The organism is Oscillatoria nigro-viridis PCC 7112, from assembly GCF_000317475.1.
In the GTDB taxonomy this organism is placed as follows: domain Bacteria; phylum Cyanobacteriota; class Cyanobacteriia; order Cyanobacteriales; family Microcoleaceae; genus Microcoleus; species Microcoleus nigroviridis.
In genome coordinates this window covers 1-26193 of sequence record NC_019731.1, presented here as the reverse complement: position 1 = coordinate 26193, position 26193 = coordinate 1, and the positions used below count along the sequence as shown (strand labels likewise).

Below are 26193 nucleotides of genomic sequence, written 5' to 3'. Positions count from 1 at the left end.
TGCTAAACATTGCTGAAAACAGATATACCCTCCGTTTGAATATCCATCATATTTCTGTTTCGTTCGGAGTCAGGTCAGAGGATGATTGTACTATAATTCAGAAGTTAAATTAATTGAATAGATAATTTATGAACGCTGAAGAATTGCTCCGACGGTATGCTGCTGGAGAAAGAGATTTTGCGGGCGTTGATTTGAGTGGTGTCGATTTGAACAAGGCTCATCTCATTGATATCGATCTCAGCAATGCCAATCTGATTAATGCTAACTTTAGTTATGCTGACTTGATTAATGCTAACTTTAGTGGTGCTAACTTGAGCAATGCTAATTTAAATTGTATTGACTTGAGCGATGCTAACTTGAACAATGCTAACTTAAGCGATGCTAACTTGGGTGGCGCTCAGTTGATTAATGCTAATTTGAGTGGTGCAAACTTGAGAGAAGCTTTCTTTGGAGGGGCTGACTTGAGTAAAGCTAATCTAAGTAGTGCCTGCTTACAAAACGCAAATTTGGACTCCGCTGACTTAACTGATGCCAACCTCAGTGGAGCTAATTTGAAAAATGGTTGTTTATGTGGGATCCACTGTGAAAACACTAACCTCAACGGAGCCGACCTCAGTAATTCAGATATCACTGAAGCTGGTTTTTATGAAGCGACTCTAATTGGCACAAACCTAAGTAACACCATGCTACATCAAACAGGGTTTGAAAATTCCGATCTTACTGGAGCTAACTTTAGTGGTGCAATTATGGATGAAACATCGTTTGATGGTTCAAATCTCAGTCACGCTAATCTGATGGGGGTTCAGCCAGAACCTAGTCTGATGGCAAAGAAGGTTAGGCTCATGGGGAAAGGGTTTGAAGAAGCTATCTTATGTAAGACTATCATGCCTGATGGTAGCATCCGTAATGATAATTGTATGCCTGAACAATCCAATGAGCTAATATAAAAGTTTTCAGTTCCAGACAATACAAAGTGGGGATAAAAAACCAGGCTTCTTGGAGAAGCCTGGTTTTTTGCTACACTCATCGGAAAACCTCTATCAATTATTCACTCTCAGATTCCTCTTCTGGATCTGTAGGGTCTTCTGGAGGTGGGGGTGGATTTGATTTCCAAGGAAGGCTACCCCAAGTCTTTTCAATAGATTTTCGACTGGGAAAGATGTATTTGACATCTTTGATCTCTTGTTTTATTTCTTGAGGAAGAAGAGGGAATAAATTGTAACCGATCTGGTTTTCTATTTCTTCAAGAGACCAGATGGGACGTTGAGTGCGATCCTCTATCTTACTCCAATCCTTATTTCTCCACTTTGTGGCAACGTTACCAGGGTCTTGATTTGGATAATAAAAACCAACCGCATATGCGGGAGTTGTGCTGGGGTCTGCATCAGGCTTATCCAAAACCAGCATTACTTTCCATAAATTAGCAGGAATTTGAATAGCTTTACCGCCCGCATCAAAACTATCCTTGATTCCATCAATGCCATTAATGACATAGACTTCTTTACCGTTTAGTGCAAAATCTTGCCCGTAGTTTTCAAATTTCTCCCACAAGTTTGTGCTATTATGCTCCTTTTGTTGTGGAACGATATTAGTCATCAGATTGACAGCTCTCTTGTCTTTTATCGTAATGCTGCGAGCTGCTAGAGGTGTTTGATGACCTTGAACGTAACCCAAGGGGACTGCGCTATCGTAATCATTACTACTTACCCGATTAAAATTGGGTGGAAGGCTTTTGTCTATAATAAAAGATCGCTCAGTAGGATTAGGCTCACCTGGCAAATATATCGATGATTTATCGATCTGGAAACTAGCCCAGTTAGGTATGTTTCCAGTACCGTTGTAAGACAGAGATTAAAGTCAGTGAAGGAGTCGCCTCCTCCACTGCTCTCCAAAACGGAACGTGATAGTTTCCCATCATTCCGCTCCTCAATAAAACGGCTGTTGTCATCAGTACGTCATTACCAACATATCGTTTTCCCAAGCCCAAAGGCTTGGTTCCACTGGTGGCTTAGGTTTAGCACTTTTGCAGCTAGATTTGTTACCAAGACTGCCATCATTGGCAGTCTTTGTGTCGTGGCAATGTCGATGGAGTAGCTGCCAATTATCATACGATTCCTTTCCACCTTTCGATTTGGGGGCGATGTGGTCAACCTCTATCGAATCTCCATCTTTGAAGTAGTTATCGCAGTGAGCGCATTTCCCTTTTTGTCGCTTGAGTAGTTTGGCTACTCTTACGGGTATTTCTGGGTGTACTCCCATTCTTGAACTCCAATATATCCAGTCACCGTCATAGGGTGATGCCATCCCTTTTACTTTTACATAGCGCTTTATTTCAGTGGAACTATGTTGTATGAGCTTTAGAGGATTGTTACCCTCTCCGGTTGCGAACACCCAGTTATTGCCTTCTACGGTTTTGAAGTATTTAAGGCGTGTCCATCCTCTGCCCTTGTTCCTATGACGATGGCGACCCCATTTGAGAAGCTTCCAAACCACTAAGTGCCACAGCCTATCAAATATTTTCTTGCTGACGACTGTTGAGAAGTAGTTACACCAACCCCTAATGATAGGATTGAGATTTTTTATTAAAGTCGCTTGGTTTAACCCACGCGATTTATTTATTACTTCCGCAACTTTTCTGTAGTGCCTTTTCTGACTTTCCTTGCTAGGGCTGATAATAGTTTTAAAGCCCAATAAAGTGCCTCTAGTTCCCTTACTTGAGTTGTGTTTTCCTACTGGAAACTGCCTGATGTTGAATCCTAGAAAGTTAAATCCAGGTTTTTCATCATCTAGTTTATTCAGGGTGTGGGCTAATCTTGTTTTACTCGGCTTTAATTCTAACCCAATGTCACTTAACCACTTCTCTATCTCAACCTTACACAGCTTCACAACTTCTACATCCTCATGGAGAACTACGAAATCGTCCGCATATCGTATCAGTGAAATCGATTTGATTTTGTCTCGTAATCCATAAGTATGACCACGAGAGTCTCTCATCTCGAATTTTGGGGCTAAACCCATAATCAATTCCTCAATCCCATGTAAGGCGACATTGGCAAGTAGAGGTGAAATCACCCCGCCCTGTGGTGTCCCTTCATCAGTTGGGAACAGCTTGTTTCCATCCATAACACCAGCTTTTAACCAAGCCCGGATTTGTCTCCGTAGGGTAGGATAGGTATTTAATTTTGAGAGAAGTACATCATGGTTAATGCGGTCGAAGCATTTACTGATATCGGCATCCAGCACATATTTTGATTTCTGACTTACCGCACTGAATATTGCTCCTATTGCATCGTGGCACGAGCGTCCTGGTCTGAACCCGTATGAGTTAGGTTCAAATCGCGCTTCCCATTCTGGTTCTAACACCAGTTTGACTAACGCTTGCAAGGCTCGGTCTTCCATTGTCGGTATGCCTAACGGTCTTTCCTCATCTGTCCCTGGTTTGGGTATCCAAACTCGGCGTGTTGGCTTAACCTTTGAACCCAATGATATTTTATCTATCAGTGCGAGACGTTGCTTTGGGGTCAGCGATTTAACACCGTCCACGCCTGCCGTCTTCTTTCCTTGATTATCTTGTGTTACCCGACGAACCGATAATGCTTTTGCTGCCCAAGAACTTATCAACAGTTTCTGGAGTCTGCGTACTAGCTTGACATCACCACGATTAGACGCTTGATATATCCGCTTTTGCAATTTAAAAACGTTACGCTCTAGCTTTCGCCAGTTGATATCGTTCCATTCATACATCGGTTTTCTACCGTGTTCATAACATATTCATTGCTACTTGTAGCTATACCATCCGTATTACCGTAAGTCCGTTAGCATATCCTCACCATTGCAGTGAGGCGTTGGCTTTTGACTCAATCTCTACCACCTGTTACCTGGAAGTCCAGATGTTTCGTCTTAGCTGACTGCTCGAAGTATTCGACCTCTTCGAGAGTAATCAGGTGGGTTACTTCGTTCCTCATAACCATTGGTCTGTTCCGTTAGGATGTCACCTCTTCACCGAGTTTTTGGGTAACGTAGGTATGTCGGGCAAAATTCTCATACCACCCTGTACTAATGCCCTTTTGGGACTACCAGCGCATAAAGCCTTATTTCGCTGGTTCGCCGTAACGGTGATTCAGGCAGTGACTTCGCATTTGCTATCCGTAGGAACTTGCTCACGGGATACCACTTTTAGGCTAGTGGCTCTTTCCGCTTTTATCTCCGCTTCACCGATTGATGGCTAGTCTCTACAGTGGGAGATATGCTTTCACCTCTACGTCTGAGGGGCAGGACTTATCGTTTTCTAGGATACTAACGCTCACCTGCAAGGTTATGAAGTTGTCATCTACAAGGGATTAAAGTGCGAACTCAATCCTCATGGATTACCCTGTAGAAGCCAGTCATCCCCCAATTTCTCGGTTTCGACTGAACGAATCGCACTATACTGCGGTTTTTCAATCAGCAAATTGTCTTTATAGAGATTCCCATCATAAGCAGCACCGCTATACCTTGCTGGACTGCTGCCATCCTTTGGTGTCGGTTCCCCAAACCTGAGAGAACTACTCTTGAAGAAGACATCATCCAAGTAAACCGCTTCGCTACCTTCCAATTCAAACTTGAGCATTGCTGTTTTACCTCGGAACTTATCTAATTCTTTTTGTTGGCTTGACCCTTCATAGAAAGTGTCAAATACATTAAAAGTCTCAAACCCTCTAGTCGCATAACCTAGTTTTCGGGCAGCATCCTTTGCAAGGTCATTGTTGTAAAAAGAGTCTGATGTTCCTGTTGTGAAATTAGCTTCATTCAGAAGAATACTTTCAGTTATTTCTTCACCCGAAGCCGTATCGGTGAGAGTAACTTTCAGCCTATTACCTCGGTCTGCTGCTTCTTTGGGAACATGAATGTTGAACCGCAATGCACCCCAATCGGGTACAACAAAGCGGTTGTGGGTAATGCTGTCACCACCCTTTAATTCCAGAGCATAGTTAGAGAAATCAGGATCGCTATTGATGCCCATGCGCTCCAAAAACGAGGTTCCTGGTACTTGCTTTCCATTGGGATAAGTGTAGGGAATATTCAACGAAGCGATGGCTTTCCAATCTACTAAATGCTTCGTGGGGTCTGCCAACTTTGATGTGGCACTATTGTGGAAAGACCACCCAGGAATTTCCTGAGAGATAGTATTCCGACCCAAATTTTCAGCATCACTCTTATTAGGAATAAACTGGTCAAAATTCCCATTAAACAGAGTAGGAACCGCATAATCCCCCCGCATACCAGCAGAAAGAGTATTATCAAAACTCACCGGCACGCGCCCAACAGAACTAAACGTCCGTTGCTCTTTACCTCCACCCAAAACAGAATAAAACCAACCCTCACCAACCCCTTCACCATTGCCATTATCATACCAAGGTTTAGCTGCCGGGAAATTCGGATCGAACATTTCGGGTAAACCCATTTTACCCAACATATCGTTAACTGCTTGAGGATTCTCAGAGGCCTCCACATGAGGATACTGAAGTAAAACTTCCTCCAGGTCTAAATCAACCGTCCCAGCATACCATCCAAATGCTCGCTTGTGTGTCCCCCCAATACCATCATCCTTAGTAAACCCAATCCGACTATTTATCCGACCTGGTTCCCCCTCACGAGTACCGAGTAAAATCTCTCGGTCTGCTTTCCCTAAAGTATCGCCATTAGTAGCTTTAGGAAAATTCAGTCCAGCAGGTTTCGGATTCTTATTCAACTCCTCTTGTGGAAGTTGACTCAAAGAACGACCGTTAGGAGTAGCAGTACCACCATTCGGGTCAGCCACAGTCTGATAATAATTATCAGCCCATGTCACATTATTCCAAACCTGAACTTTGGGTTCGTAGAAATCGCTGAAATTTGTGCTGATAAAGTTCGGTAATTGTAAATTCAAACTAGGTTGATAAAAATCGTGCGGGTCGATTGTTGTCATTTGGAGGTCTCGGTCAGCCATAGATTTGCCGCCCGCTTGGGGGAAGAAAGTCCCTAAACGCTGTACGATTTCGCTATTGACAACAGTACCCCGACTGAAGCCCATGAAGTGCATGGGCGAATTGAACAAATCCCCCTGCTGGCGAATCAGCTTCCCTTGGCTGTCGTACAACCGCTGGAGTTGATTGTTTTCATACTCTCCAACCTTACCCCCTAATGCCAAATCCAACTGCACCATAGAAGCAAACAAAGCATCAGCCGCGCCCTCAGAAAAGCCAACGTCAGGAATGACAGATTCTCTGTCCAACGACCATTCTGTCAGCAACACTAACGGTTTGTTATTGTTGAGGTATTTAATCTCCTTTCCATCTATAAATACCCCGGCTTTTAAGTTATTTGCCAAAGTTGATAAATAAGCTGTTTCGCTGGTCTTAAGCCCCTCGGTCAAATCAGTTATCACCCGTCCCTGTAAATCTATAGGAATCCAGTTGCCTGTAGGCTTGTCGTAGCGCATAATTAACCCGCTGTTTTCCGGTGTATTGCCGCTAACAGTGGCAATTTTGTTGGCCATTTGGAAAAAGGAATCAGGAATCCCAGACTGGTTAGGCAAAAGTGTAAAACCATGAGTCAACACACTCACGCTGCTGAAAGGACTGTTGCTAACAGGAGGTATGGTTTGAAACTGCCCCAAATCTTTGGTCACAGCGCCGCTATTACTCACAGCTTCAACAGCAAAATTGTAGTTCTGCCCCGCAGTAAGACTCCTCGGTAGCGTGAAGTTAGTGCTAGTATTTGCGGGGTCATTTAAAGGTTGGTCAAGAGGCGTAATCCCGTCATGGCCGTACCACTTGCCAGTATCTTTCTTCCAAGTCGCAGTCAGAATCCGGTTTGGATTGAAATCGTCATAACCGTTCCAAGGCTTAGAAAGAAGTTGACGCTTTTGTGTTTCCGAGAATCCGGGAAGGAGTGCCGAATCTGATAAATCGACAACCTTATCCCAGGGCAATAAACCCTCCCCTTTATCGAAGGTACTGACAAAAAGATTAACTTCTTTCACATCCTCCCAACCCGGAGCAAACTGCCATTGAAAAGTCGGAGTCAGGTCACTTGTCGTTGCACCAGGCCCCTTCAAATCCAGCCAGTCAGTCGGTGCAGAACTCAAATCCCGTAAATTGCCTCCAGTACCGACTGGTGCGCGTGTTGTACCCAACGGCACCCCATAAGTAAACTGATTAGCAGGTCGATTCTCCTGAAGAATCCCATAGTCAGCAGCAATACTAATAGCCGGATTTATATCATCAATAGGAACCCTTGTGAAATCAACCGCAGTCACAGACCTCGCCGTAGTAGCATTGAAGAAAGGAGACTTAACACCCCTGTCAAGACTATCAATTTTGAATTGACCGGGATTGTCCAGAGTTTTAATCATTTCCTCAACATCGAAAGCATAAACGCTCCCGCTACCAGTCAGAGAAGGATAAGAGCCATAAAGGTATTTGTTGTCATTAGAAAGCACTAAATCGTTAGTAAGAGCCTCTGGAATCGGTCTGGTAGCACCGATTAATTGAGGATTCGGGCCCAAGGGGTCTTTAATAATCCCAATATTTCCCCCAGAACGCACATCTGCATTAGGGCCAAGACTTCCAGAATTGCGACCAGCCACAAACCCATACCGCCCATCCCGCGTTACAGTGACAGATACCCCCTCATTCACATCAAAATAATCAGTAGGAAAACCCAAACTTAAAGGGGCATAACTCACAGAAGCAGTAAAGTTAAGAGGGTCGTCCGAAGTAATTTCCAACACCCCAAAACCAGGCCCGTCATTCTGGTCAGTATTAATCAGATTCAATCCGTTCGTGAACACCATTTTCGTCGGCTCATTCGTAGCTGCTATTCCCTCGGTCTCCGAAATAGTAGGAATAACTCCAATTTGTTGATGCCACTTACGAGGATTAGAATCTTCATCCTTCGGTCGGTCCTTAGAGTCAATATTGATTGCATAAATCCGACGATTAGGCACTTGCTCATTATTATCAGAACCCGTGCCGAACAGCCGCCGCCCATCACTACTAATTGCCAACTGACTCAATCCTAATGGTGAAGTGACGTTAATAGTCTCAACTACTTTGTGATAAGTTGCCGAGTTAGGGTTGATGTCAAGGACGTAAATTTTCGCTTGATTCAAGTCGCCAATGTAAGCATAATCGTCTCTAGGACTGATGACTATTGACTTGGGTCTAGCGCCCGCCGGCAGGACCATGGGATTGACGCCTGGGGTATTTAGCTGAGTATCTACCTGTCGCAGTACCATTGGATCGACCAATGCCACTTGACCTGAATTCCTCAAGGTTGCGTAAACGCGATTTCCGTCGCTAGTCACGGCTGTTGATTCTGCCCAATCTGTGACACCGCTAGTCCCCACAGGAATTTGAGCCAACAGCAAGTCCTTGCTGTTTGTAGTATCAACCACTGATTCGGGGTTTTTACCGTTGAGAACCGCTACTCGGTCAGAACCGCCCAAGGCTGCAAAGACGTACTCTGCCCCCTGTGGCAGCCGAATTGGATTGCTGTTGTACTGGATTTCTTTGTATACTGGTGTAACGCCTTTTTGCTCGACGATCTGGTTCTGCTTCCTCTCCAGCACGACGCCTGAAGCGCCCAGGGGTAATGTATCAGGCACTTTAACTGCTACTTCATACTGATTGCCTCCAAGAGAGCGGCTGCGTGTCGGTACTACAGTCCCCTCATACATAGAGTTACCAAAAGAGAACTTAACTGTCAAATCTTCAAACTTACTGCCTTTGGAGTCGCTGGCGTTGTTGACCAGAATGTTGCCCCCTGTCAGAAATAAGAGGGGCTCATTGTTCTCAAATGGTTGACCGGAATCATCCTTGAATTTCAATTCAGCTTTTTGGAGGACAGGAGGTGTTGTGGGGTCAGAGGTAGTTGGGGCTGGCATATTCAAAGCTGCCTTGAAAGTGGCGGTGCCGTCGTCGTTTCGCTGCACGCCCACCTCTGTTACCACGGGCAGTCCCACCTTGGGGATTGCTACGACCTGCACTGAAGATATGTCGCGAGTTACGGTAAAGGCTGGAGTGGTAACGAATTTGTCCGGGTTGATTAACTGACCGAGATTTCCCTGGGGGTCAATGATGCCAAAAAATGCTAGGGGGAAGTTGTAGTTGAGGGTAAGCTGACCTTTGACTAAGGTGGCGCTGCCTGTCGGACTGGCGTAAACTACTGCGTATTCGCCCGGTCTGACCACACCTGGATAGGGAGGAGACTGGGTGCGAATGTTGCCGTCATCCCCGACTATGCCTGATTCTTCTTGCAGCCAAATCGGATTCCAAGTGCCGGTCGCGTCAGGAATTGCTCCTTTTCGGAGGAAGTATGCTTGAGTTCCTGGTGCTAATCCTTCGGGTGCTGGTACTGCTAACTGGGCGGGTATATTCAGGGAGTTATCGCTAAAGTTTAAGTTGAAGGCCCCTGCAAATTCAAATCCCGGTGGTAGCGGTAGGGACAAGTTTTGTTGGTTGACTGGGGCAATGCTGACGGTTGTATTCTGTTCTAGAGCACCCGGAGGTATCATTACTGCTAGGGTTCCGTCGTTTGAGTTGATGATGCCACCGTCGGTTCCCAAGGCAGTTGTGCCGATTTGCGGTGCTTCGACTCGAACTGGAATGATGGCGGATGCGGTTCCGTGAATGGCTGTGACGGTGCCATCGCCAATGCCGACTGCTGTAATGGTGCCGTCGGGACTGACGTTGAGGATGTTGCTGTTGTTGCTAAAGTAGCGCGTACCTGTGCTGGCTGCGGTTAGGTTGGCTTCGGTGAAGTTGGAGTTTAAGCCGAGGGACAGTTTCCTTGTTGCACCAACAGATAGGGAGACGGCATCTGGGTATGGGTCTAGTCCGTATAGTTCGGCTAGTATCTGATGCAATTGAGCGTCTGTTGTGGGTGCTGGCATCGTCCCAATCCGAATTGGGGTGACAGCTTGCAGGTTGTTGCGACTTGCGCTCAAAATTGAAGTACCGTTGGTTAAACCTGTCACTTTCCCGGCTGCGTCTATTGGTGCTACTTCTGGATTTATTGAAGTGTAAGTTAGATAAGAATCTGGCAGCACTACACCTTTTTGGTCGGCAAAGTCTCCGAGCACAATCAATTCCGTATTTTCTCCTGCATTGAGGCTCGGATTTCGCTTCACAAAATCTAGATTCAGCAGGGGAACGTCGCTGACATTGACTGTGACTCGCGCGGGAGTTGAACTCCCAAAAGCGTCGCTGGCAAGGAAATCAAAGCTGGCAATTCCAGAGAAACCAGTTGCTGGTTTAAAGGATGCTTTGTTAGTTAAGGGATTGAAAATTACTGTGCCGTTTACTGGACCCTGGACGCTAATTGTGAGAGGGTCGCCCTCTGCATCTGTGGCAAGATTGTCTAATGAAATAGTTGTCTCTAATTCTGTATAAGTCCGAGTGCTTGTTGGTGAAACAACGGGCGGATTGTTGTCAGAATTCGGGGGATTGGCTTCGGCGAGCAATTGCTGTCCTAGAGTCGTATTGCGCCATTCTCTGTCAGGATTGATGACTGTATCTAGCAGCGGTGCGTTTCCGGTTGCGCCACTAATTTTAAAGATTAGGTCATTGTAATCTCTGTCCGAGTTAGGAGGCGACATATCTTCCAGGGCGAAGGTGTTGCCGGTGCCCGTAACGTCGGCTATTTGTAGCAGATGAGCGGTATCGTTGGGATTGGCTGTGGCGATACTGAATAAGGGACGGTGTGAGGGGAACCAATTTCCCGAATACGAGGATTGGAGGGATGATTGTATTGTAGCGTTGGGGACTAACATCACGGCAAAGGTATCTCCAGGTGTCATGTTGAAGGTTTTTATACCCTGATATTCGCCGCTGCCCCAATCCCCGTCGAAGGGCATCGCACCGGTGAATTTTGCCCCTTCTATGCTGTCGCTAATTACAATGTGGCCGTCGGTGGAATTGCTTAAAACTCTACGGGATGCTTCGGCAATGAATTCTGGAGTTCCGGGTATAAATGCGGACATTCCTGCCAGGCTGAAAATACCGAGTTCGCCTTCGTAGCCGCCGCCGTCAAATACATAGTCGAATCTGACTTTTCCTTGGTTATCTACAAGAAAAGTCCCGGGGATTGGTGAGTTGGCTGCTGATGTTATGGATAGATTTATCTGGGGATTGGTATTGGTTTGGAAGTTGCCGGTACTCTGTGTGGAATTGGGTTGAGTGTCTGCAATATTATCTGAAAGTTGAGCAGATTTTTCTGCCTCTAACGGCAGCAAACCGCTTGTTATATCTGCTCTTTGGGGCGCAATTTTGGCATCAGAATCTGCAGGTAGAACAGCGACAGTTTCTATTGGATTTGAATTGCTATTATAATTGTTTGAAGTTGGTTCGGGTGGGGATTTAAGAGTTGAGGGTGCAACGGTTGTTTCGACTTCGGCTATCAGTGCCGTACCTGCTGTTGTTTCTGATGGATTTGAGAATAGTGCTGGTATTGAATTATCGGTTTGTATGTGTTGATTCGAGTTGGAAATTAGCGAGTCTGATTCGAGAGAATTAACAGTAATAGCTGGGGTTTGATCGGTTTCAAGTTTTGCTATGAAGGCAACAGTAATATCCAGTTTTATTGTACCAGCAGTGAATTCTGCGGGAGCTAGCGAATCTGTTTTTGTTGGGAATTGTTCGGTTTCTAATTCTGCTGTTATTTCAGCGACAGGGATATTATGTTCAACCGTATCATCCGCTTCGGGTACGGCAATAATTGACTCGTTTTTTGTGGGCAGTTGTTCGGTTTCAAGTTCTCCTGTTATTTGAGCGACAGGGATGTCCAGAACCACCGTACCAGAATTGATTTCTGCGGTAATAATCGACTTGTTTTTTGTTGGTAATTCTTCGGATGCGGTAGAAACATTGGAGTGGGTTTCTTTTGGTGATTGTTCGCCAACATTAGAGACAAGCGAGTCTGTTTTGGCAGGAGATTGTGACGCAAGTGGAGCGATAACTGACTCTGTTTCTGCGGGGGGTTGAGAAATGCTTGCAGTTGCAGTTTGGTCGGTTTTTATTGATTCAGCATCTGCTGATTGATTGACAATAGATTCTGTTTGAACTGGCTGTTTAAGTTCCGAAACTGAGTCAGTATTGTTCGGAGATTTTTCTGGGGTTTGAACTGCTGTCGCTGTCGTCACCGCTACATTTTCACTGGCTGCTGTTTTTGGTATTGCAGCAGGTTCGGTTTTTAATGGGTCAACTTTTTCTGAATCATTCTGTTTGTCAGTTAAAGCTTGACTGGCAGTTTGTACTGGGTTTGTGGAATCGGTTGAGTTGACTTCTGGGTTGATATTAGTGTCAGGTAAAACAGGGTTAGATGCGGGTGGAATTAATGGGGCTGTTGGGGGCTGTGTTGTCAGCGGTTCTTGAGAATTTGAACTGGGTTTTTCGGTCGGTATTGCATCGACTGTTGGGGATTTTTTGTCTGAGTCTATCAGGGTGCTAGCTTCGGCAAGTGGAAGCTGTTTGTCTGAGTTTTTTGTTTCTGAAGTTGAAGGAATTGGAGCTGTTTTATCGGAGTCTATTTTGTCGGAAACTTCGGCAGTACGAGATGGTTCGCCTGAGTTGGTTTTCTCCACAATTGTGGAGTTTTGAGATTGCTTGTCTGAGTCTATCTTGTCGTCAGCTTTGGCAACTGGGGACTGTTTGTCTGTAGAGGTTTTATCGGTTGAGGGTATGTTTGGGCTAGCCGCAATAGTTTCGGTTAAATTTGTTACTGCAATAGTTTCGGATTTTTCTGATGAAGTTGTACTGCGATCTGGTATTATGTTTGATGCAGTTGCAGGTGATGTTTTGTTGGGTTCTGATTCGCTTTTGAGTGTAGCCTCTGACGATAAGGGTGTTTTTATATCTTCGGGTTTTGAACTTGTTTCAGGGGTTGCGGGTAATTGTGTTTTGGGAGAAGCTTTTTCGCTCGTTGTGGATGTAGTTATAACGGGTGAGGTTATTGGATTCGGGTTGGTCAGGGAATCTCCTGAGTCTGAGTCGAATTTGCCAATTAGGGGGTCAATTTCAGAATTTGCTGCATCTCTGGGGTTGCTGTTAGTTCTGAGCTCGCTGATGGTAGCAGAAGATATGCTGTGAATATCGGAGGCTTTGTTAGTAATAAAAGCATCGGTTTCGGCTCGACTGAATTCGGATTGTGGCGGCTTTGCGGTTTCTATTAAGTTAGGTTGTTCGGAGTTTTCAGAAGAGCCGGGAGTTTGATATAATAAGGTTTTGTGAGTCGGAATTCCCGGCAGTTGTGGGGCGAAAGTTGGGGCAAGTCCGGGAATTAAGGATTCCACTTCTATTAAAGGTTCTCCAATCGGGTCTGTTAAAGGCACTCGCTTGCACTCCTGATTTGAGGGTTAAATAATAGTTTTGGTAAGCTTGGATGCGTCACTTATCTTTTTGAGGAGATGCGAGTTGCAATTATGTTACCCGCTTTGGTCGAGTCGCCTGTTTGAATGGAGTTATAAGGCGAATCCGTACTCCTTAAACGACTGTAGCCCGCCTTCGCTATTGTTACTCGCTTTCGCTATTTATTGAGTCCTAGACTCAATTTATTCAGTCTTAGGCTCAATTTATTCAGTCCTAGACTCAATTTATTGAGTCCTAAACTCAATTTATTCAGGACTCGATTCAACGGGTCAATTTTGACACTATTTGTAGTGGTAAGGCGGGGAGCGGCGCATCATACAAGTAGAGTCTATGCGTCCAGGACTATTATTATTGATTGTTTGCTTGATGTTCGAGTTCTCAAACTGCCTGTTGTAGGGTTGACAGTCAAGGTAGGGGTTGCAAAACTTGTATTTTTGCTACTTTTTTGGGGAAAAGGCAATCGGAACGGCTTTGTTAAAGTCATGGCTGCACCCTTGATTTTTAATTGATTGATTTGGCGTTGAGCAAGTTCGAGGAATCTTTACTTACGCTTATTCCTACGACTGCGCTCGACTTGTTGCTCGTCCTTATTATCGGCTAGACTCGATTATAAATATATTAGTTACAATACTGAACTTTATAGTTTTTGCTGCTGCGAGTCAGAAAATAATTCTGTATATTTACTGAGAGTTGTTTGACTTATGTTAAGTCTTTATAAAAGTAACTGTTTTCCTGCGCGAAAATACTTAAATCAGGCCGGAAAATACTTAAATTAACTTTTCCACTCCAAGCTTCCTCTAGCTCGTTTCCTCTCGCTCGGCAGCACCGCTTGGAAAGTCATTCACTGCTCGGACACCCGACTCGACTCCGGGCAAGTCCAGCAGTGGCGGCGGTGTCAGCAACCTGACTCTCAACTAGAGCGAATTTTCTACCCGGGAGCGATAGCTCAAGAAGAGGCATCCTCGGTTCGTGGAGAGCGGGTGTCGGAAGAATGCAGCATACCGAACGGCGCTCTACGATCTCTAGCTACAAACACTTTCCTCAGAGAGCGGTATTTGGGAAATTTGGCTATCGCTATTTTTGGGGAGCGATAGCAGCGTACTTCCCCGAACAACTGATGGGGCGTTAACAGATGTTGAAGAGCAATACAGTAATGCAGTTTGAACCGGGCAAATTCTGCCGCGCCGACAACCGCCACCACATCGGCTGTTGTGACAGTTGTCGGCGTCGATCGCCTCCACAAAAGTCGCCACAACAACTGCCTGAGCAATGTGAGCGATCGGTACAGCCGAAGAGCGGGTAAAAATTAAGCGCCTTGACATCTAGGATGCCCCATTCATAAAGGTGCATTATTTTTTGTCAACACGAATTAGTCAGGGTTTGCGATCGCAAAAACATTGCTTGCTACCGAGAGAGAACAGCCATAACCAGTCCCAACAGGTCACGACACGAACAGCACAAAAAAGCAGTAATTTGACCGAAAATTTCAGGCATTTGCAGGATATTTGCAGGTAAATGCAGGTAAAGTGCAGTTCCTGCAAATACCTGCTTTCCGCCTGACTTTATACTGCACTTGCCTGACTTTATACTGCACTTGCCTGACTTTAGCGCTCCGCAACAATTAGCTAATTTTTTAGCGTTTTTAACAACAAGTGGATTGACTTAATAGTCAAGTTGTGGTGTCAGAATTGAATTAAAAATCAAGTTGAGCAAGTGTGAGAAAATTGGCAGGCAGCTAAAATTTATGAAGCGATTTTGTAGCGTAGTACCCACTATGCCAGCAATAAAGTTGCGGCTGGACTATCTGGTTTTTGCGCTCGCCCGCCGAGCTGTTCGCGAGTGTAAGGCTTACCTCGATCGAGTGGGAGCTGCCATCTATTGCTAGCAGTCAACTACTACACTACTATCGCCAGCCTTTCAATTCTTTGCAAGAGCAAGCGAGTGCGACCTGAATTTTTAGCAGCGGACGAGAGGAAAGCAGGCGCGATTTCGCACAGATTTTCCAGCTCGGCTCGAAACCATCCTGATAAAAATGCTTTCACTTCATAGTCAGCTTGTTGCACTTCCTCGAACAAACTAGAACGCCCGTCAAGCAGTGCCACAATGTCTTCAATATCGGAACTAAAATAAAAGTTACCCCCACCCCTACCAATGAAAGCTTCTATTTTGGAAGCTAGAAGGTAAGGCGTTGAAAAAATTAGGATTTGCCTACCACTTGGAAGTTGGTAGCGAATAGAGTTAGCAATGCCCGGCCTGTACCAGCGATTGGAAAACCCTAATACAGAGGAGTCGCACGGCATGACATCAATTGAAATTTCCTCATAGTGCCAGCGACACAGCGGTGCGCCTGATTCTGTACTCTCTAGAAGCCCGATAGTTTTCAGCAATTCTGAGAGTTGGTAGTATTCAGCCCTGGATGCAATGGAGACAACGCAATCAACATCATCGGTGGGTCGAATGTCGGGGGCCGCAGCTTCATCGAGGTAAAGCGATATTGTTGCCCCTCCTGTGAAGACGATGGTAGTGCGTACTTGAGAGAGTACCCTGGCAACTATTTCCAGCATGAATATCTGCTGATTCATAGAGCGACGATCCTCTTTTCAAGTTCGCTAGCGGCTAAACGTTGCTCCCGCACCCGACCAACTCGAATAGCGTCAATCAAGCTGAGCAAGGCATAAAGTTTTGGATCGTTACTGGCAGCTTGGGGGACTGAACGGTACAGAGGCGCGATTGCCTGCCCTCTCACGACACCTTGAGGGTCAGGCCAGACGTAAACCTCAGACGGTGAGGCAACCAGCTTGCTTTTCAACGGCTCAGCAGAATGTGCAGTTGGCAGTCCCCGCGAGAGGGGGCCTGGCTGGGCGTAGAATACATAGCGCAACCCGTGAACCAAGAATTCCAACACCGCTTGCTTCAAAATTTTCCGCTCGGAGCCATAATACAGACCGGCAGCTTCAGAACGCTCAAGGGCAGCATGAACTTCTGATGCGCTCATGCCCAAGCTTTGAGCGAGAGAACTGTACGTCCAGTTCGTTGAATCCCAACTGTGGACTTTGAGTATTGCAAGGATATCTTGGGGTTTTAGCATAGCGGATGAGCAAGCGCATTGTTTCCTTGTTTCCTTTATTCTACATTCGCGAATAGCGAATAATCTAGGTATGGCGACTTTAATTGACTGCGAGGCGCTCGTTGAAGGGCAATCGCCATGAGTTGCGAATACAGCGCTTGCCCCGGCTGCTTGAAGCCGTTGTAGGTAGGAGCGAGCGCATTATAAGTTTCAGAAAACTTAGCCGGAACTTTCCTTTATCGGTATCGGTATAAATATATCTCCCAACATTGCTATTGCTACGACTGTTCCTAACTTTTTTTCCTAGCTTCCTATCTTGCATAAAATTTAGTTTTTCTGAGTTTTCCTGCGATTTTTGTTGCTAAAACGCCCCAAATTCAGCTATTGCATATCAATGTATCGGAACAATGGCGGTAGCCGTTTTATAGCAAGAGTTGCAGTTCAGTTGGCTTGGCTTTATTGAATGAGCGTGCTACCGCACTTTTGTACAAAAAAGCGAGATGTCTCAGTAAATTTTTGGGCTGCCAGAATGCTCTAACCGTTACGAAGGCAAGCAAGTAAAATTTGTAGTCAGAGATCCTGTCGGGAAACTTGTTAAACTAGGCACTTTGAAGGCAGTGACAATTGCAGGGGCGTTGGTACGGTTGTACTTGATTTCTGTCAAGCGCGCTCGCTACCCAGGTGTGACGGCAGCAATTGATGCCAGTGCTGCTACGAAGTTGTCACAACAGTAGGAGCAATTTGAACCATCAGCACAGTCTCAGATCGGGCAAAATTCAAGCCCTTTGGCACACTGGGCTAACATAGCATCGATGGCATTTATCGGAACAGTTGAATATCGGGCAAAATTCAAGCCCTTTGACACCCCCATTCCCCCTGTTTTTAGGTGTTTGTGGCGATACCTACTATTACTAGACTAGCCTTTGCATTGTGCTTTCAAAGAATTGTCTTGACCTTAAAAGTTGCAACTCGCGACTCGGCTACCGTTACTCGAAATCCGAATAAGCCTGCAATTCGCTATCACTGGCTCCCCATTGACCCTATCAATCCGAGTGTATCTTGACCAAACCAATGCAGGAAAATCGATATGACTGATCCAAAAAAATTAGCTAAAAATTGGGAGGAAAAAAGAGGAAAAAACAGCACATTTTTTACTCATTACACCTACAATTTCCTACTTTTAGCCTCATTTTAAGTATAAATGTTTATCACTTTTTGTAAATAATTGTTGTTTTTGGCGTGATTTTCTGTACTCCGACACCTCTTGAATCCTCCTCAATCCTCCTCATTAGTGCGCCAGTCGCATAGCAAGCCATGTCAAATAGACGTAAGAGGGGGGGTAAAAATGAGCAATTTATGGTTTTTATGGTTTTTGCAAGAGTGCCATAGGAATTCTTGGGAGTTGAAGTTAGCGATCGGTCACTTTCGACAGCCAAGGCTCGAAAGTTGGGCTCTTGACTGTTTGGACTTTGATAGAACTGTGCTTGACGCGAGCGTGAGTCGATATTGAAGCCAGGAGCGAGCCTGTTGGTGTACAGGACAGCCGCCTTTACGATGGAGCCAAGCATCGCACGACGTATTCGAGTTGATGCTGTTGAGTATCGACGGAGGACGCCCAACGCGATCGCGCCTTGCCCTCCTGTTTGCAAGCGAAGCAGCCTGCTGATGTCGATGATGGCGAGGGAATCGTTCGTCCGATAGCCAGCAAGAGCGCGATCGCCTTGCACTTAGGATTACCGCATTCATGAGGTGCATTGTTTTTGTTTCTGCGCGTAAAAGTCAGGTTTGCGATCGCAAAACCATTGCTTGCTACCGAGAGAGAACAGCCATAACCAGCCTCAACAAGCAAAGGCAGTCTCTGCACAAAAAAGCAGTAATTTGACCGAAAAAGTCAGGCATTTGCAGGATATTTTCAGGTAAATGCAGGTAAAGTGCAGCCCCTGCAAATACCTGCTTTCCGCCTGACTTTATACTGCAAATCCCTGACTTTATACTGCAAATCCCTGACTTTAGGGCGCACAACAATTAGTGATTTTTTAGCGTTTTTAACAAAAAATGAATTGATTTAATAGTCAAGTTGCTGCATCTAAATTGAATTAATAGTCAAGTTGCTGCATCTAAATTGAATTAATAGTCAAGTTGCTGCATCTGAATTGAATTAATAGTCAAGTTGCTGCATCTGGATTGAATTACAGCAAGCGTATCTTTTCGCTTGGTCACTCAACTCAAAACCTTGACGCACCTTTGCTTTCAATCTGCTTGCTACCCCGTCAACACCCCCCCCAGGTGGATTCCACCTGATTATTGATTCGGTACTGAGACTCAGAATCACGCCTTCAACGAATTCTTTGACTCGCTCGCAGCAGCCGCTTCTCGCGTTTAGAGGGTGTAATTTCAGGAAGTTGATAGGCGGCCACCAGTCGCTGCGACGGGCGGTCAATTCCTCCCGCAACTCCCCCACATCGGGCGGTTCCTGTTCCTACTCAGCTCTTCTTTGGAACACTATCCGCGAAGATTCTAAATTTTCAAGTTTTCGGTTTGCGGTGGCGATTGCGAGTTTCGCCTGCGATATTTGATGCTCGCGGTTGTTCATGATGCGATTGATGGCGGCTTCTCTCGACGGTGCGAGTCGCGAACAGATAAGTCTGCTGGAATTCGACAAATGTTTTCATGGGAATAACTCACTTACTTGGAGTGAAGCTGACTAAGAGCAAATATCGATACAGAAAGACGAAAGCCTAGACTGGACAAGGCTCACAGTGTGTTCTTGGATTAAGCCCAATCTTCAGATTCGGGCGAAAATCTCCTGTCGGAGTCTGAAAGCGGCTTGAAATCTGGCAGCAAATCAAGCTGATGCGCTTCAGTATCTGCTGTGAAGATTGGCAACTCCGGTTCTGGCTCTGATTCCAATGGGGCGTGAGGCACAAATGACTGTTCTGGCGTCGGCGTCAGTATTGGCTCTCCTTGGGTCACTGGTTCTGTTGTCGGCTGTTCCCACTCCCGCTTCGAGAGTTCGATTGGGGCAGATAGAGTTTTTGGCTCGGACTCTCCAAGGGCGGGGGTGTGAGGTAACTGTTTCGGCTGAGGCTGAGCTTCTAACTTAGCTAGTAGCGCTTTAAATACAGTTCGCTCACTCACCGTCAACGCGAACCAAACTTTTTTTCGGTTAGCGAAACCTTTGTCGCAAGTTTCCGTGAGACATTTTTTCACGGTATCGGTAACTAGGGGGTCTGATTGTGTAACCGCGAACCGCATCAGGTTAACGAGTTCTAGTTCCTCTTCGTTGAGATTTGAGTCGGTCGCGGACTCTGAAACTAAGTAACGCCCGTTAAGGTTGAATTGCTTGGTAGGTTTACCTCCAATGACTGAAATCTCGCGGTCAAGCTCAATCCGGCATAGCCCATCGCTCCACACCTTAACTACGGTGGCCCGCTCGTCTATATATTCTTGAGCTCCAGGATACTGGGTCGAAACTTTTACTCGCTCGCCGACATTCCAATTCACCATCGGGACGCTCGGCGGCTCTGTTGGTTCGGTTGGCTCTGTTGGTTTGGATTCCTCCGGGGCGATCGTCCCTGGCTCGGATAGCTGAGGGTTGTTACAAGTTTTTGAGCTGTTACAGGATTGTGCTGAGGACTCAAAAGTGGGTGTAACAGTTGTGGTTACAGGAGTTACATCAGTTAAGGATTCACCTTCAGCCGTGTTATTAAGATCATCTGTGATCTCGTATGATGAGGTCTTTTCATACTGGCTACTTTTCTCCTGTAACGCTGTAACGTCTGTAACCATGCGGGTTGTAGGGTTTTTAGATGTTGTAACAATTTCAGAATTGCTTGTAACGTCTGTAACCACAACGGTTTGAGCTATTTGAGAATGTGCTGGAATTTCTGCAATCGCTGAAATGTGCGTAACCGTGCGGGTTTGAGCTAATTCTTGCAATCCGCCATCAGCACAAATAGTTTTGATGCAAGCCCAGTTCGGGATATGGGGGCGGTTGCTGCCACCTTCATCCTCCGCGACTGCTACATCAACAAAGCACGGTAAAATCTGAAGTCCCCGCCACTGAGCGGGAATGCGCTTGATTTTGTCGCCTTCTCGCACAACCTCGGAAGCTTTCCAATGATTTGACAATACTCGCTGCAAGTGGTGAACGAATTTGTTGTAACCGCTTGGCGAGAGATTGTGGGCTTTGCAATATGCCGCGTACCAACTGTGCAGATCACTACCGACGTAACTATCGCCACCCGATCTCAAACAGCGATCTACAAAAGAGCGAACGCTATCCCCTAGAATTGCGCCGTCTTGTTTGAGCGCGACAATTGACGGGTTGGTTGACGGTACGAGCAAAATGCGGTCGCGTTCTGTCTTGTCCATTGATAGAGCCCAACCAGCGATCTCACCCAGCTCTGCCGATAGTTTGCGGCCTAGCTCCGGATCTTCGATGCTTGCCGTTCGGGCGCGGGTTTGCAACGGAATGCAGCGCCTGTCCCAACCATCGCCACTGTTCTCCGTTTGGATGTGTTCGACGGAGGCGATCGCAAATCGCACGTTCCATTTTTTTTGGTAAGCCGATGCCGAAAATAGAGCGCGTCCCGAAATGCCGCCATTGTCCACCAATTCGTAAAAAGCTTTGAGCCCGCTCAGAAATCCGCCAGCATCGGGGATGTAAAACAAGGATTTACCAGTTAATAATTGATGCCGACCTTCAGGTTTTGTCAGCTCGGTCAAGCTATTGGAACTGACGCTGTTTTCTTCGCCAAGTAAGTTTGCCCAAGTCCGCAGCATCACGCCTTTCCCGCTACCGCTATCCCCAATCAAGTAAGCAAACTTCCCGTAAGGTGCGGTTGGGTCTAAGTACATCGAAGTTACGGCCCTGATGACTTCTATCTGTTCGACACCGTAGGCAGAAAGTATGAATTGCTTAAATTCGGCTGGACATTCTGACCCTGGCACATAATCGCAGGGGGAACAAGAAAGCAGGTAATGTTTCTTGTCGTGTGGGAACAGTTCGCCAGTTCTCAAATCTACAGTGCCGTTGGAGAACGATTTGAGGTGGTTGCGAGAAGTGTCAACCTTCTGGTGCAGCACCTTCCGGCAATATTTAAAAGCCGAATCTAAGAATTTGTTAGTGCCGAACTTAAACTTTTTGCCGACTTCTGCTGTTTCGTAGCAATTCTCGGTAAAGTCGCCGATGAGTTTGTTTACGTCCGCTTCATCTTGGAACTGCCAATAGCGCCCGTTCCATTGGTAGAAAGCATCATTGACAACTATCCAATCATCTCCGAATAAATTCTTGAGGCAGTGTACCTCAAACGTTGTGGACTTGGGGACTAAGTATCTGTCTCTAGTTCCACCACTGCCACCGTCGCCTCCAAAGGTTTTTGATTCCCAGTCCTTAAAAGTAACGGACGTGGCCAGCACTTTTCTAAAAGCTTCAATGCTCTTTCGTTGAATCAAATCGTCCATGCCTTTGGTTTCGCCTTCGGTACCCGCATCCCAACCTCCAGTTGCACTGTAGACCGGAACGTCGAACTTGAGCAACTGTAGACCGAGTTTCCTCTGTTCCCAGGTGACGTTTGGGTTGGTGGCGGCGTCGGCATCGAAGGCAAAGATAAACCCGAAGCCGGCACGGGCGTACTTTTCTAAAGTTTCGACCAAGTAGCGCTTGCCTTGAATGTCTCCTTTTTTAGAGGTTAGACCCATTGAAACGCCCAGCAGTGCAATAGTTGGGATGTCGTTAGCGCACCCGGCGATTCCTTTGAACGGGCCTTCAGTGAGGACAATGCACGGATGGTCGTTGATGCGGTAGCAGTGCTGTTTGAGATTTTCGGTATCCCAGTAGTTTTTGTCGGTGGGATGCTGGGGCAAGAATGCGTCGTATTCACCCACGGGTGTGCGATATTTGGGCGCTTTCTTGCAGCTTTCTGATTTCCAAGGCTTGTCCGGTCTGAATTGAAATTGTGTGGTTTTTCCCACAAATAGGATGCCGCTAGACTTCGCCGTATAACCCAAATATACCGATGCCTCATCCGCAGATACGGTGCGGCAGTTGGCGTAACTCCAATTATTCAACAGCCCCCGGCTCTCAATGTGGCTCTTGTGTTTGGGGCAAAGATAAGTGGTAGTTGATAAAAATTGATTTGCAACAACGTTCATAGATGCCTCTCTCGCTACTCATAGCGGTGCTAACTGGTTTTTATTGCAAAAACCCGCTAAATGTAGAAGAGACGGCTCTGCTGTAACTACCGTTGATGTGCAAAGGTGCAAATTTTGCGGTAATGGCAGAAATAGACTATGATGAATCTAAAGTTTTATTTTTTTGTTTGTCTGCCGTCTCTTCTAAAGACGCGGACTTTTTTTTGTCGGGTCTAATCGATGCGGGCGGTCGCTTGTTGACAACAGCCTTTTCAAATTCTATACGCGGACGTATTGCTTAGACTGTTGACTGGCAAAAAATTGTTGATAAGCTTCCTTATCGCCGCCAAAGGAATCCACCGAAACCTGGCTAACAATCTCATAAGTCATTGCTTCAGCTTCCTCTGGTGTCAAAGGCTGGCGCTCGCAGTAAGCAATCTGTACGTCCCGAAATTCTGGCATCTCCCCTTCAACCTCTGATAGGTCGGCTTCGTACCGAAATACTCTGACCACTACCCAGTCCGAAGGAGTGACAAGGTAAGCTTTCCAAGGGCTACCCTCTTTTTTAACGTGGTAAGTGAGTCGCTCTCCAAGCTTGACCTTACGCTTCAGCAGGGGGCGGGAATCGTGAGAAAGCTGCAACAGTCGAGTCAACTGTTTCCCGATCACCAATTCTTTGCTCTCGATCGGAACCCATTTTTCTCCTTCTTTGACCAGGTAGAGGCTAAGGGTAGACTTGCTTGCTAGCGGGTCGTAAAGTTCGAGTTCTTCTGTTGGCACCATCTGCTCGAGTGAAGTCATAGCCTATTCTTCCTTATAATCTTGGTGGTCTACCCACATATCCCAGAAGCTAGTTTGCTTCCCTTTGAAAACGCAATCGACTCCAGAATCTGAATCGCCGTCGTGATGCTCGACTCTTTTGAGTTCCCATCCATACTTCTTTTGCATTGCTTTGCAATCTTCTTCGGATGAAGCCCAATGCCTATTTTCCTCATCCGAGCCATCATCTTCGCTTTTGCTAAACGGCCATCCAATCATTTTTGTTACTCCTTTAAATGGATGTGTTTTGAAACGCCGTCCGTTTTTTGAGCGATAGGTTGTCAGCACAAAAACCCATACTTGCGTCAAAATCGCCGACGTATAACTTTTTGCTCGACAAAGTTTTGGGGGCCGGGCTGGCAAAACCGTCAGGCTTTTCACAGCGAGTCAATTCCCCAATCCCTTTGGATGATACAAGCCATCGCCCCCAGTCCTTCTAGCTCGGCTCGGTTGGAGGCAGACCGGCTCGAAAAATCAACTCGGCAGTTAACCTCAACTCTGGGAACGCCAGCGACTCAACTGTGTCTGAGCCTCTAAACTGTTTAACCTGGTACTCCCCATCTACCAACTGGCAAACTGAGAGAGTGGGTTGTTTGGGAGTGCCGATGAACTTGCGGCCTCCCAAACCGAGGTAGTCTACGATCCAGTATTCGGGGATGCCCATTTCTTCGTAGTCGGCGAATTTGAGATGGTAATCGTCCCGCCAGTTCGTGCTGACGACCTCTACAGCCAGTCGTACCGAAGACCCCATCGTGATGATTGATTCTTTTTCCCAGCGCGGCTCGGAAGCAAATGCAGTTTGGTTTAGGACGATGGTATCTGGCTGGTAGCCAGCTTCGTTGCGGATGGGCTTGAGCAGGCAGTCACCGGGGATGGAGTAAGGCAATTGCAGTCGCCTGATTTCAAAATTGATTTCGCCCCAGATAAAGCCTGTAACGTTGGAATGGTTGCCGGTTCCTAAAGGCATTTCAACAATAACTCCGTGGTGTAGTTCGTAGCGGCGAATAGAGTTCTCTGGATACCAGGCTGCGAACTCATCAAATGTGACTGTTTTTGGGATTGTTTGGGGGATTGTTTGGGTTTGGATCATGATTCTCCTGTGCCTCAAGTCTTCTAGTTCAGTCCGGTTTTCCGCAAGGGCCTCAAGGGACTCCCGATAAGTCAGACCAAAGAACCCTCGCTTTTCATCTGATGTCTGCTGTTGTACTTCAAAAGCATCCCTGAACCGAGAGTCCAGTCCTTTTTGGGCAAATGTCTCTTGAAGTACGATCGCTCGTTTGTTACCTTGCACCGCCTCAACCATTATTAGTGCAGTGAGGTCTTTGAGGTTGATAGTTTGAACCTGCGAGGCCTCTCTAGTCCCCGGTTCTTTGGGGATGACAACAATGTCACCCGTAAAACCTAGGTCTTGTAGAGCTTTTAGCTTATGTGAAGCCCCAGAACGTAACCTGCTAAACCAGTGTTTTGCGTGGCCTAATAACACTAACGCGCTGGCTATCTCAGCTTGAATTTATCCATCTGGCATCATGTACACGTCAATTGACAAGGTGTCGCTTAACTGGATGGTGGTGTTTATGGCTATAGCTGATTGAGTCACTAAGTTTTACTCTCCTGCTAACGGTAGCGCGTTAATCCTTGCTTGTCCTCTAAGTTGTTCTCCCGCTGGTTCTATCTCAGAAATCTGAGGAGTATAACCGTCGCCCGCTAAAGCTTTGAATGCCTTAGAGCGCAAAAATCTGAGACGTTCTGAACTTTCAAGCCAACACATTCGGCCGCCTGTGTTTGGCTCATTCGATAGGAGCCATTCGGCAACATGAACCCATCGACTGCGAGGGAGCCTATCTGCACAAGGGCGCGGACAGCTCTAACTGATGATTCGGTCACTGAGTTTTACTCCAATGCTTGACATTAACTAGACAGTTGTCTATTTCATTGGTCTTCCACCCTACTTACCGATGGTTGTGCAACCTGTTAAACATCCGGGCTGCAAGGCTTATAGCCTATGGAGGGCAAGAGAGTGCAACCTGTTAAACCAACCGTTTTCGTAGCTCCAATTTTGAAATGCCTTCAGTCTCTCCCAGTAAGCGTTTGAGGGTCTTTGAATCCAAAAAGTTTGAAACGCCGGATCGTACCTAAAACCTTTGTCAGCTAAAGCTTTTAGCTTATTTGTTGGTTTTGAGGGTAGTGCCAAAGTTTTTCTATTGCTAGACAACGATTAGACATCAACTAGCTCCCTTGCTTCCTTTACCCTGCTTGCTTTTGGTAGCTGAAAAGGGGGAAACTTCGACAGGCAATTCCTCAACCACTACTGTTGAACGTATTACTCTCTGCCGTTTTTGGGATATAAACCTCCTGTTCTTGCTGATCTTTCAACTCAAAATACTCATGTATCAAGTCTTCTAGACCTTGGCTGTTGTCCACACCACGTTCAAGGCAAAACATTTTAAACCGTTTATATAGGCTTTTTGGTATGTGACCCCGAAGGGCGGCGTAACCTGGGTCTTCTTTTTTTGCTGGCACAGTAGCTAAAACTAAACTTCGCAACTTCTCTCTCCATTGTTTCATAAGGCTCCGACGCGGTTTGGGTTGCTACTTATTAATAGTACGAAGTTGCTACTTCACAACTTATAGATTATACTAACACTCATAGACGCACGCAGAGCTAGCCAAGAGCGTAAAACGGTCATCCGTAAACTCTCGCAAGGGAATGTCAGCGCACTAACTCAAAAGCGCCTTAAACTTAGTGCCTGCAACACTTTTACAGGTTAGCGTTCGCGGGCATAC

At 46.2% G+C, this 26193-nt stretch carries 15 protein-coding genes; 1 reads left to right on the top strand and 14 read right to left on the bottom strand.

Translation table 11 applies throughout. The features are described 5' to 3' along the window. The first annotated feature begins 128 nt into the window (after positions 1–128). Positions 129–947 carry a pentapeptide repeat-containing protein gene (locus tag OSC7112_RS33345; protein ID WP_015179817.1) on the top strand — a complete coding sequence of 273 codons (819 nt, stop codon included), beginning with the start codon at positions 129–131 and terminating at the stop codon, positions 945–947. Positions 948–1044: 97 nt separating this feature from the next. Here the strand turns inward: OSC7112_RS33345 and OSC7112_RS35005 are convergent, their stop codons facing one another. The 14 genes from OSC7112_RS35005 to OSC7112_RS33275 all read right to left on the bottom strand — a co-directional run bounded on the left by OSC7112_RS35005 (position 1045) and on the right by OSC7112_RS33275 (position 25974). Further along, positions 1045–1800 (bottom strand): DNA/RNA non-specific endonuclease, encoded by a 756-nt coding sequence (locus OSC7112_RS35005; RefSeq protein WP_397319841.1) that lies wholly within the window; start codon positions 1798–1800, stop codon positions 1045–1047. 147 nt (positions 1801–1947) lie between these two features. Beyond that, positions 1948–3744 carry a group II intron reverse transcriptase/maturase gene (gene ltrA, locus OSC7112_RS33335; protein WP_015179816.1) on the bottom strand — a complete coding sequence of 599 codons (1797 nt, stop codon included), beginning with the start codon at positions 3742–3744 and terminating at the stop codon, positions 1948–1950. A 616-nt stretch (positions 3745–4360) separates the two neighbouring features. Further along, a complete protein-coding gene (locus tag OSC7112_RS40525; protein ID WP_015179815.1) occupies positions 4361–13351 on the bottom strand; it encodes a DUF4114 domain-containing protein in 8991 nt (2996 codons plus the stop codon). Positions 13352–14410: 1059 nt separating this feature from the next. Further along, on the bottom strand, positions 14411–14710 hold the full coding sequence (locus tag OSC7112_RS33320) for a hypothetical protein (protein ID WP_015179814.1): 300 nt from the start codon (positions 14708–14710) through the stop codon (positions 14411–14413). Between the two features lie 573 nt (positions 14711–15283). Then, entirely contained in the window at positions 15284–15970 is a 687-nt protein-coding gene (locus OSC7112_RS33315; protein ID WP_015179813.1) for a nucleotidyl transferase AbiEii/AbiGii toxin family protein, read from the bottom strand. Then, on the bottom strand, positions 15967–16476 hold the full coding sequence (locus OSC7112_RS33310) for a hypothetical protein (RefSeq protein ID WP_015179812.1): 510 nt from the start codon (positions 16474–16476) through the stop codon (positions 15967–15969). The genes OSC7112_RS33315 and OSC7112_RS33310 overlap by 4 nt, the downstream gene beginning before the upstream one ends. A 1528-nt stretch (positions 16477–18004) precedes the next feature. Further along, the gene (locus tag OSC7112_RS39065; protein WP_190274483.1) at positions 18005–18319 is read right to left on the bottom strand and encodes a hypothetical protein; all 315 of its coding nucleotides are present in this window, start codon (positions 18317–18319) and stop codon (positions 18005–18007) included. A gap of 661 nt (positions 18320–18980) precedes the next feature. Further along, complete coding sequence (locus OSC7112_RS40520; RefSeq protein WP_190274482.1) at positions 18981–19127, bottom strand: hypothetical protein; 147 nt, start codon at positions 19125–19127, stop codon at positions 18981–18983. A 100-nt stretch (positions 19128–19227) separates the two neighbouring features. Then, positions 19228–22611, bottom strand: a complete 3384-nt coding sequence (locus OSC7112_RS33300; protein WP_015179808.1) for a DUF3854 domain-containing protein — start codon at positions 22609–22611, stop codon at positions 19228–19230. A gap of 258 nt (positions 22612–22869) precedes the next feature. Then, on the bottom strand, positions 22870–23391 hold the full coding sequence (locus tag OSC7112_RS35000; RefSeq protein ID WP_015179807.1) for a hypothetical protein: 522 nt from the start codon (positions 23389–23391) through the stop codon (positions 22870–22872). 3 nt (positions 23392–23394) lie between these two features. Then, positions 23395–23628, bottom strand: coding sequence for a hypothetical protein (locus tag OSC7112_RS33285; RefSeq protein ID WP_015179806.1), 234 nt, complete (start codon positions 23626–23628; stop codon positions 23395–23397). Between the two features lie 217 nt (positions 23629–23845). Next, the gene (locus OSC7112_RS33280) at positions 23846–24499 is read right to left on the bottom strand and encodes a Uma2 family endonuclease (protein WP_041623968.1); all 654 of its coding nucleotides are present in this window, start codon (positions 24497–24499) and stop codon (positions 23846–23848) included. A 513-nt stretch (positions 24500–25012) separates the two neighbouring features. Next, positions 25013–25177 (bottom strand): hypothetical protein, encoded by a 165-nt coding sequence (locus tag OSC7112_RS40515; RefSeq protein WP_015179804.1) that lies wholly within the window; start codon positions 25175–25177, stop codon positions 25013–25015. Between the two features lie 530 nt (positions 25178–25707). Further along, positions 25708–25974: a hypothetical protein gene (locus tag OSC7112_RS33275; RefSeq protein ID WP_015179803.1), complete on the bottom strand. Its 267-nt coding sequence runs from the start codon at positions 25972–25974 to the stop codon at positions 25708–25710. Positions 25975–26193: the final 219 nt, after the last annotated feature.

What these genes read in the sequence shown, in the direction of transcription:
- OSC7112_RS33345 (WP_015179817.1), top strand. Translation starts at nt 129, where the DNA reads ATGAACGCTGAAGAATTGCTCCGACGGTATGCTGCTGGAGAAAGAGAT.
- ltrA (WP_015179816.1), bottom strand. Translation starts at nt 3,744, where the DNA reads ATGTATGAATGGAACGATATCAACTGGCGAAAGCTAGAGCGTAACGTT.
- OSC7112_RS33320 (WP_015179814.1), bottom strand. Translation starts at nt 14,710, where the DNA reads ATGTCAAGGCGCTTAATTTTTACCCGCTCTTCGGCTGTACCGATCGCT.
- OSC7112_RS33315 (WP_015179813.1), bottom strand. Translation starts at nt 15,970, where the DNA reads ATGAATCAGCAGATATTCATGCTGGAAATAGTTGCCAGGGTACTCTCT.
- OSC7112_RS33310 (WP_015179812.1), bottom strand. Translation starts at nt 16,476, where the DNA reads ATGCTAAAACCCCAAGATATCCTTGCAATACTCAAAGTCCACAGTTGG.
- OSC7112_RS40520 (WP_190274482.1), bottom strand. Translation starts at nt 19,127, where the DNA reads ATGAAAACATTTGTCGAATTCCAGCAGACTTATCTGTTCGCGACTCGC.
- OSC7112_RS33300 (WP_015179808.1), bottom strand. Translation starts at nt 22,611, where the DNA reads ATGAACGTTGTTGCAAATCAATTTTTATCAACTACCACTTATCTTTGC.
- OSC7112_RS35000 (WP_015179807.1), bottom strand. Translation starts at nt 23,391, where the DNA reads ATGACTTCACTCGAGCAGATGGTGCCAACAGAAGAACTCGAACTTTAC.
- OSC7112_RS33285 (WP_015179806.1), bottom strand. Translation starts at nt 23,628, where the DNA reads ATGATTGGATGGCCGTTTAGCAAAAGCGAAGATGATGGCTCGGATGAG.
- OSC7112_RS33280 (WP_041623968.1), bottom strand. Translation starts at nt 24,499, where the DNA reads ATGATCCAAACCCAAACAATCCCCCAAACAATCCCAAAAACAGTCACA.
- OSC7112_RS40515 (WP_015179804.1), bottom strand. Translation starts at nt 25,177, where the DNA reads ATGTGTTGGCTTGAAAGTTCAGAACGTCTCAGATTTTTGCGCTCTAAG.
- OSC7112_RS33275 (WP_015179803.1), bottom strand. Translation starts at nt 25,974, where the DNA reads ATGAAACAATGGAGAGAGAAGTTGCGAAGTTTAGTTTTAGCTACTGTG.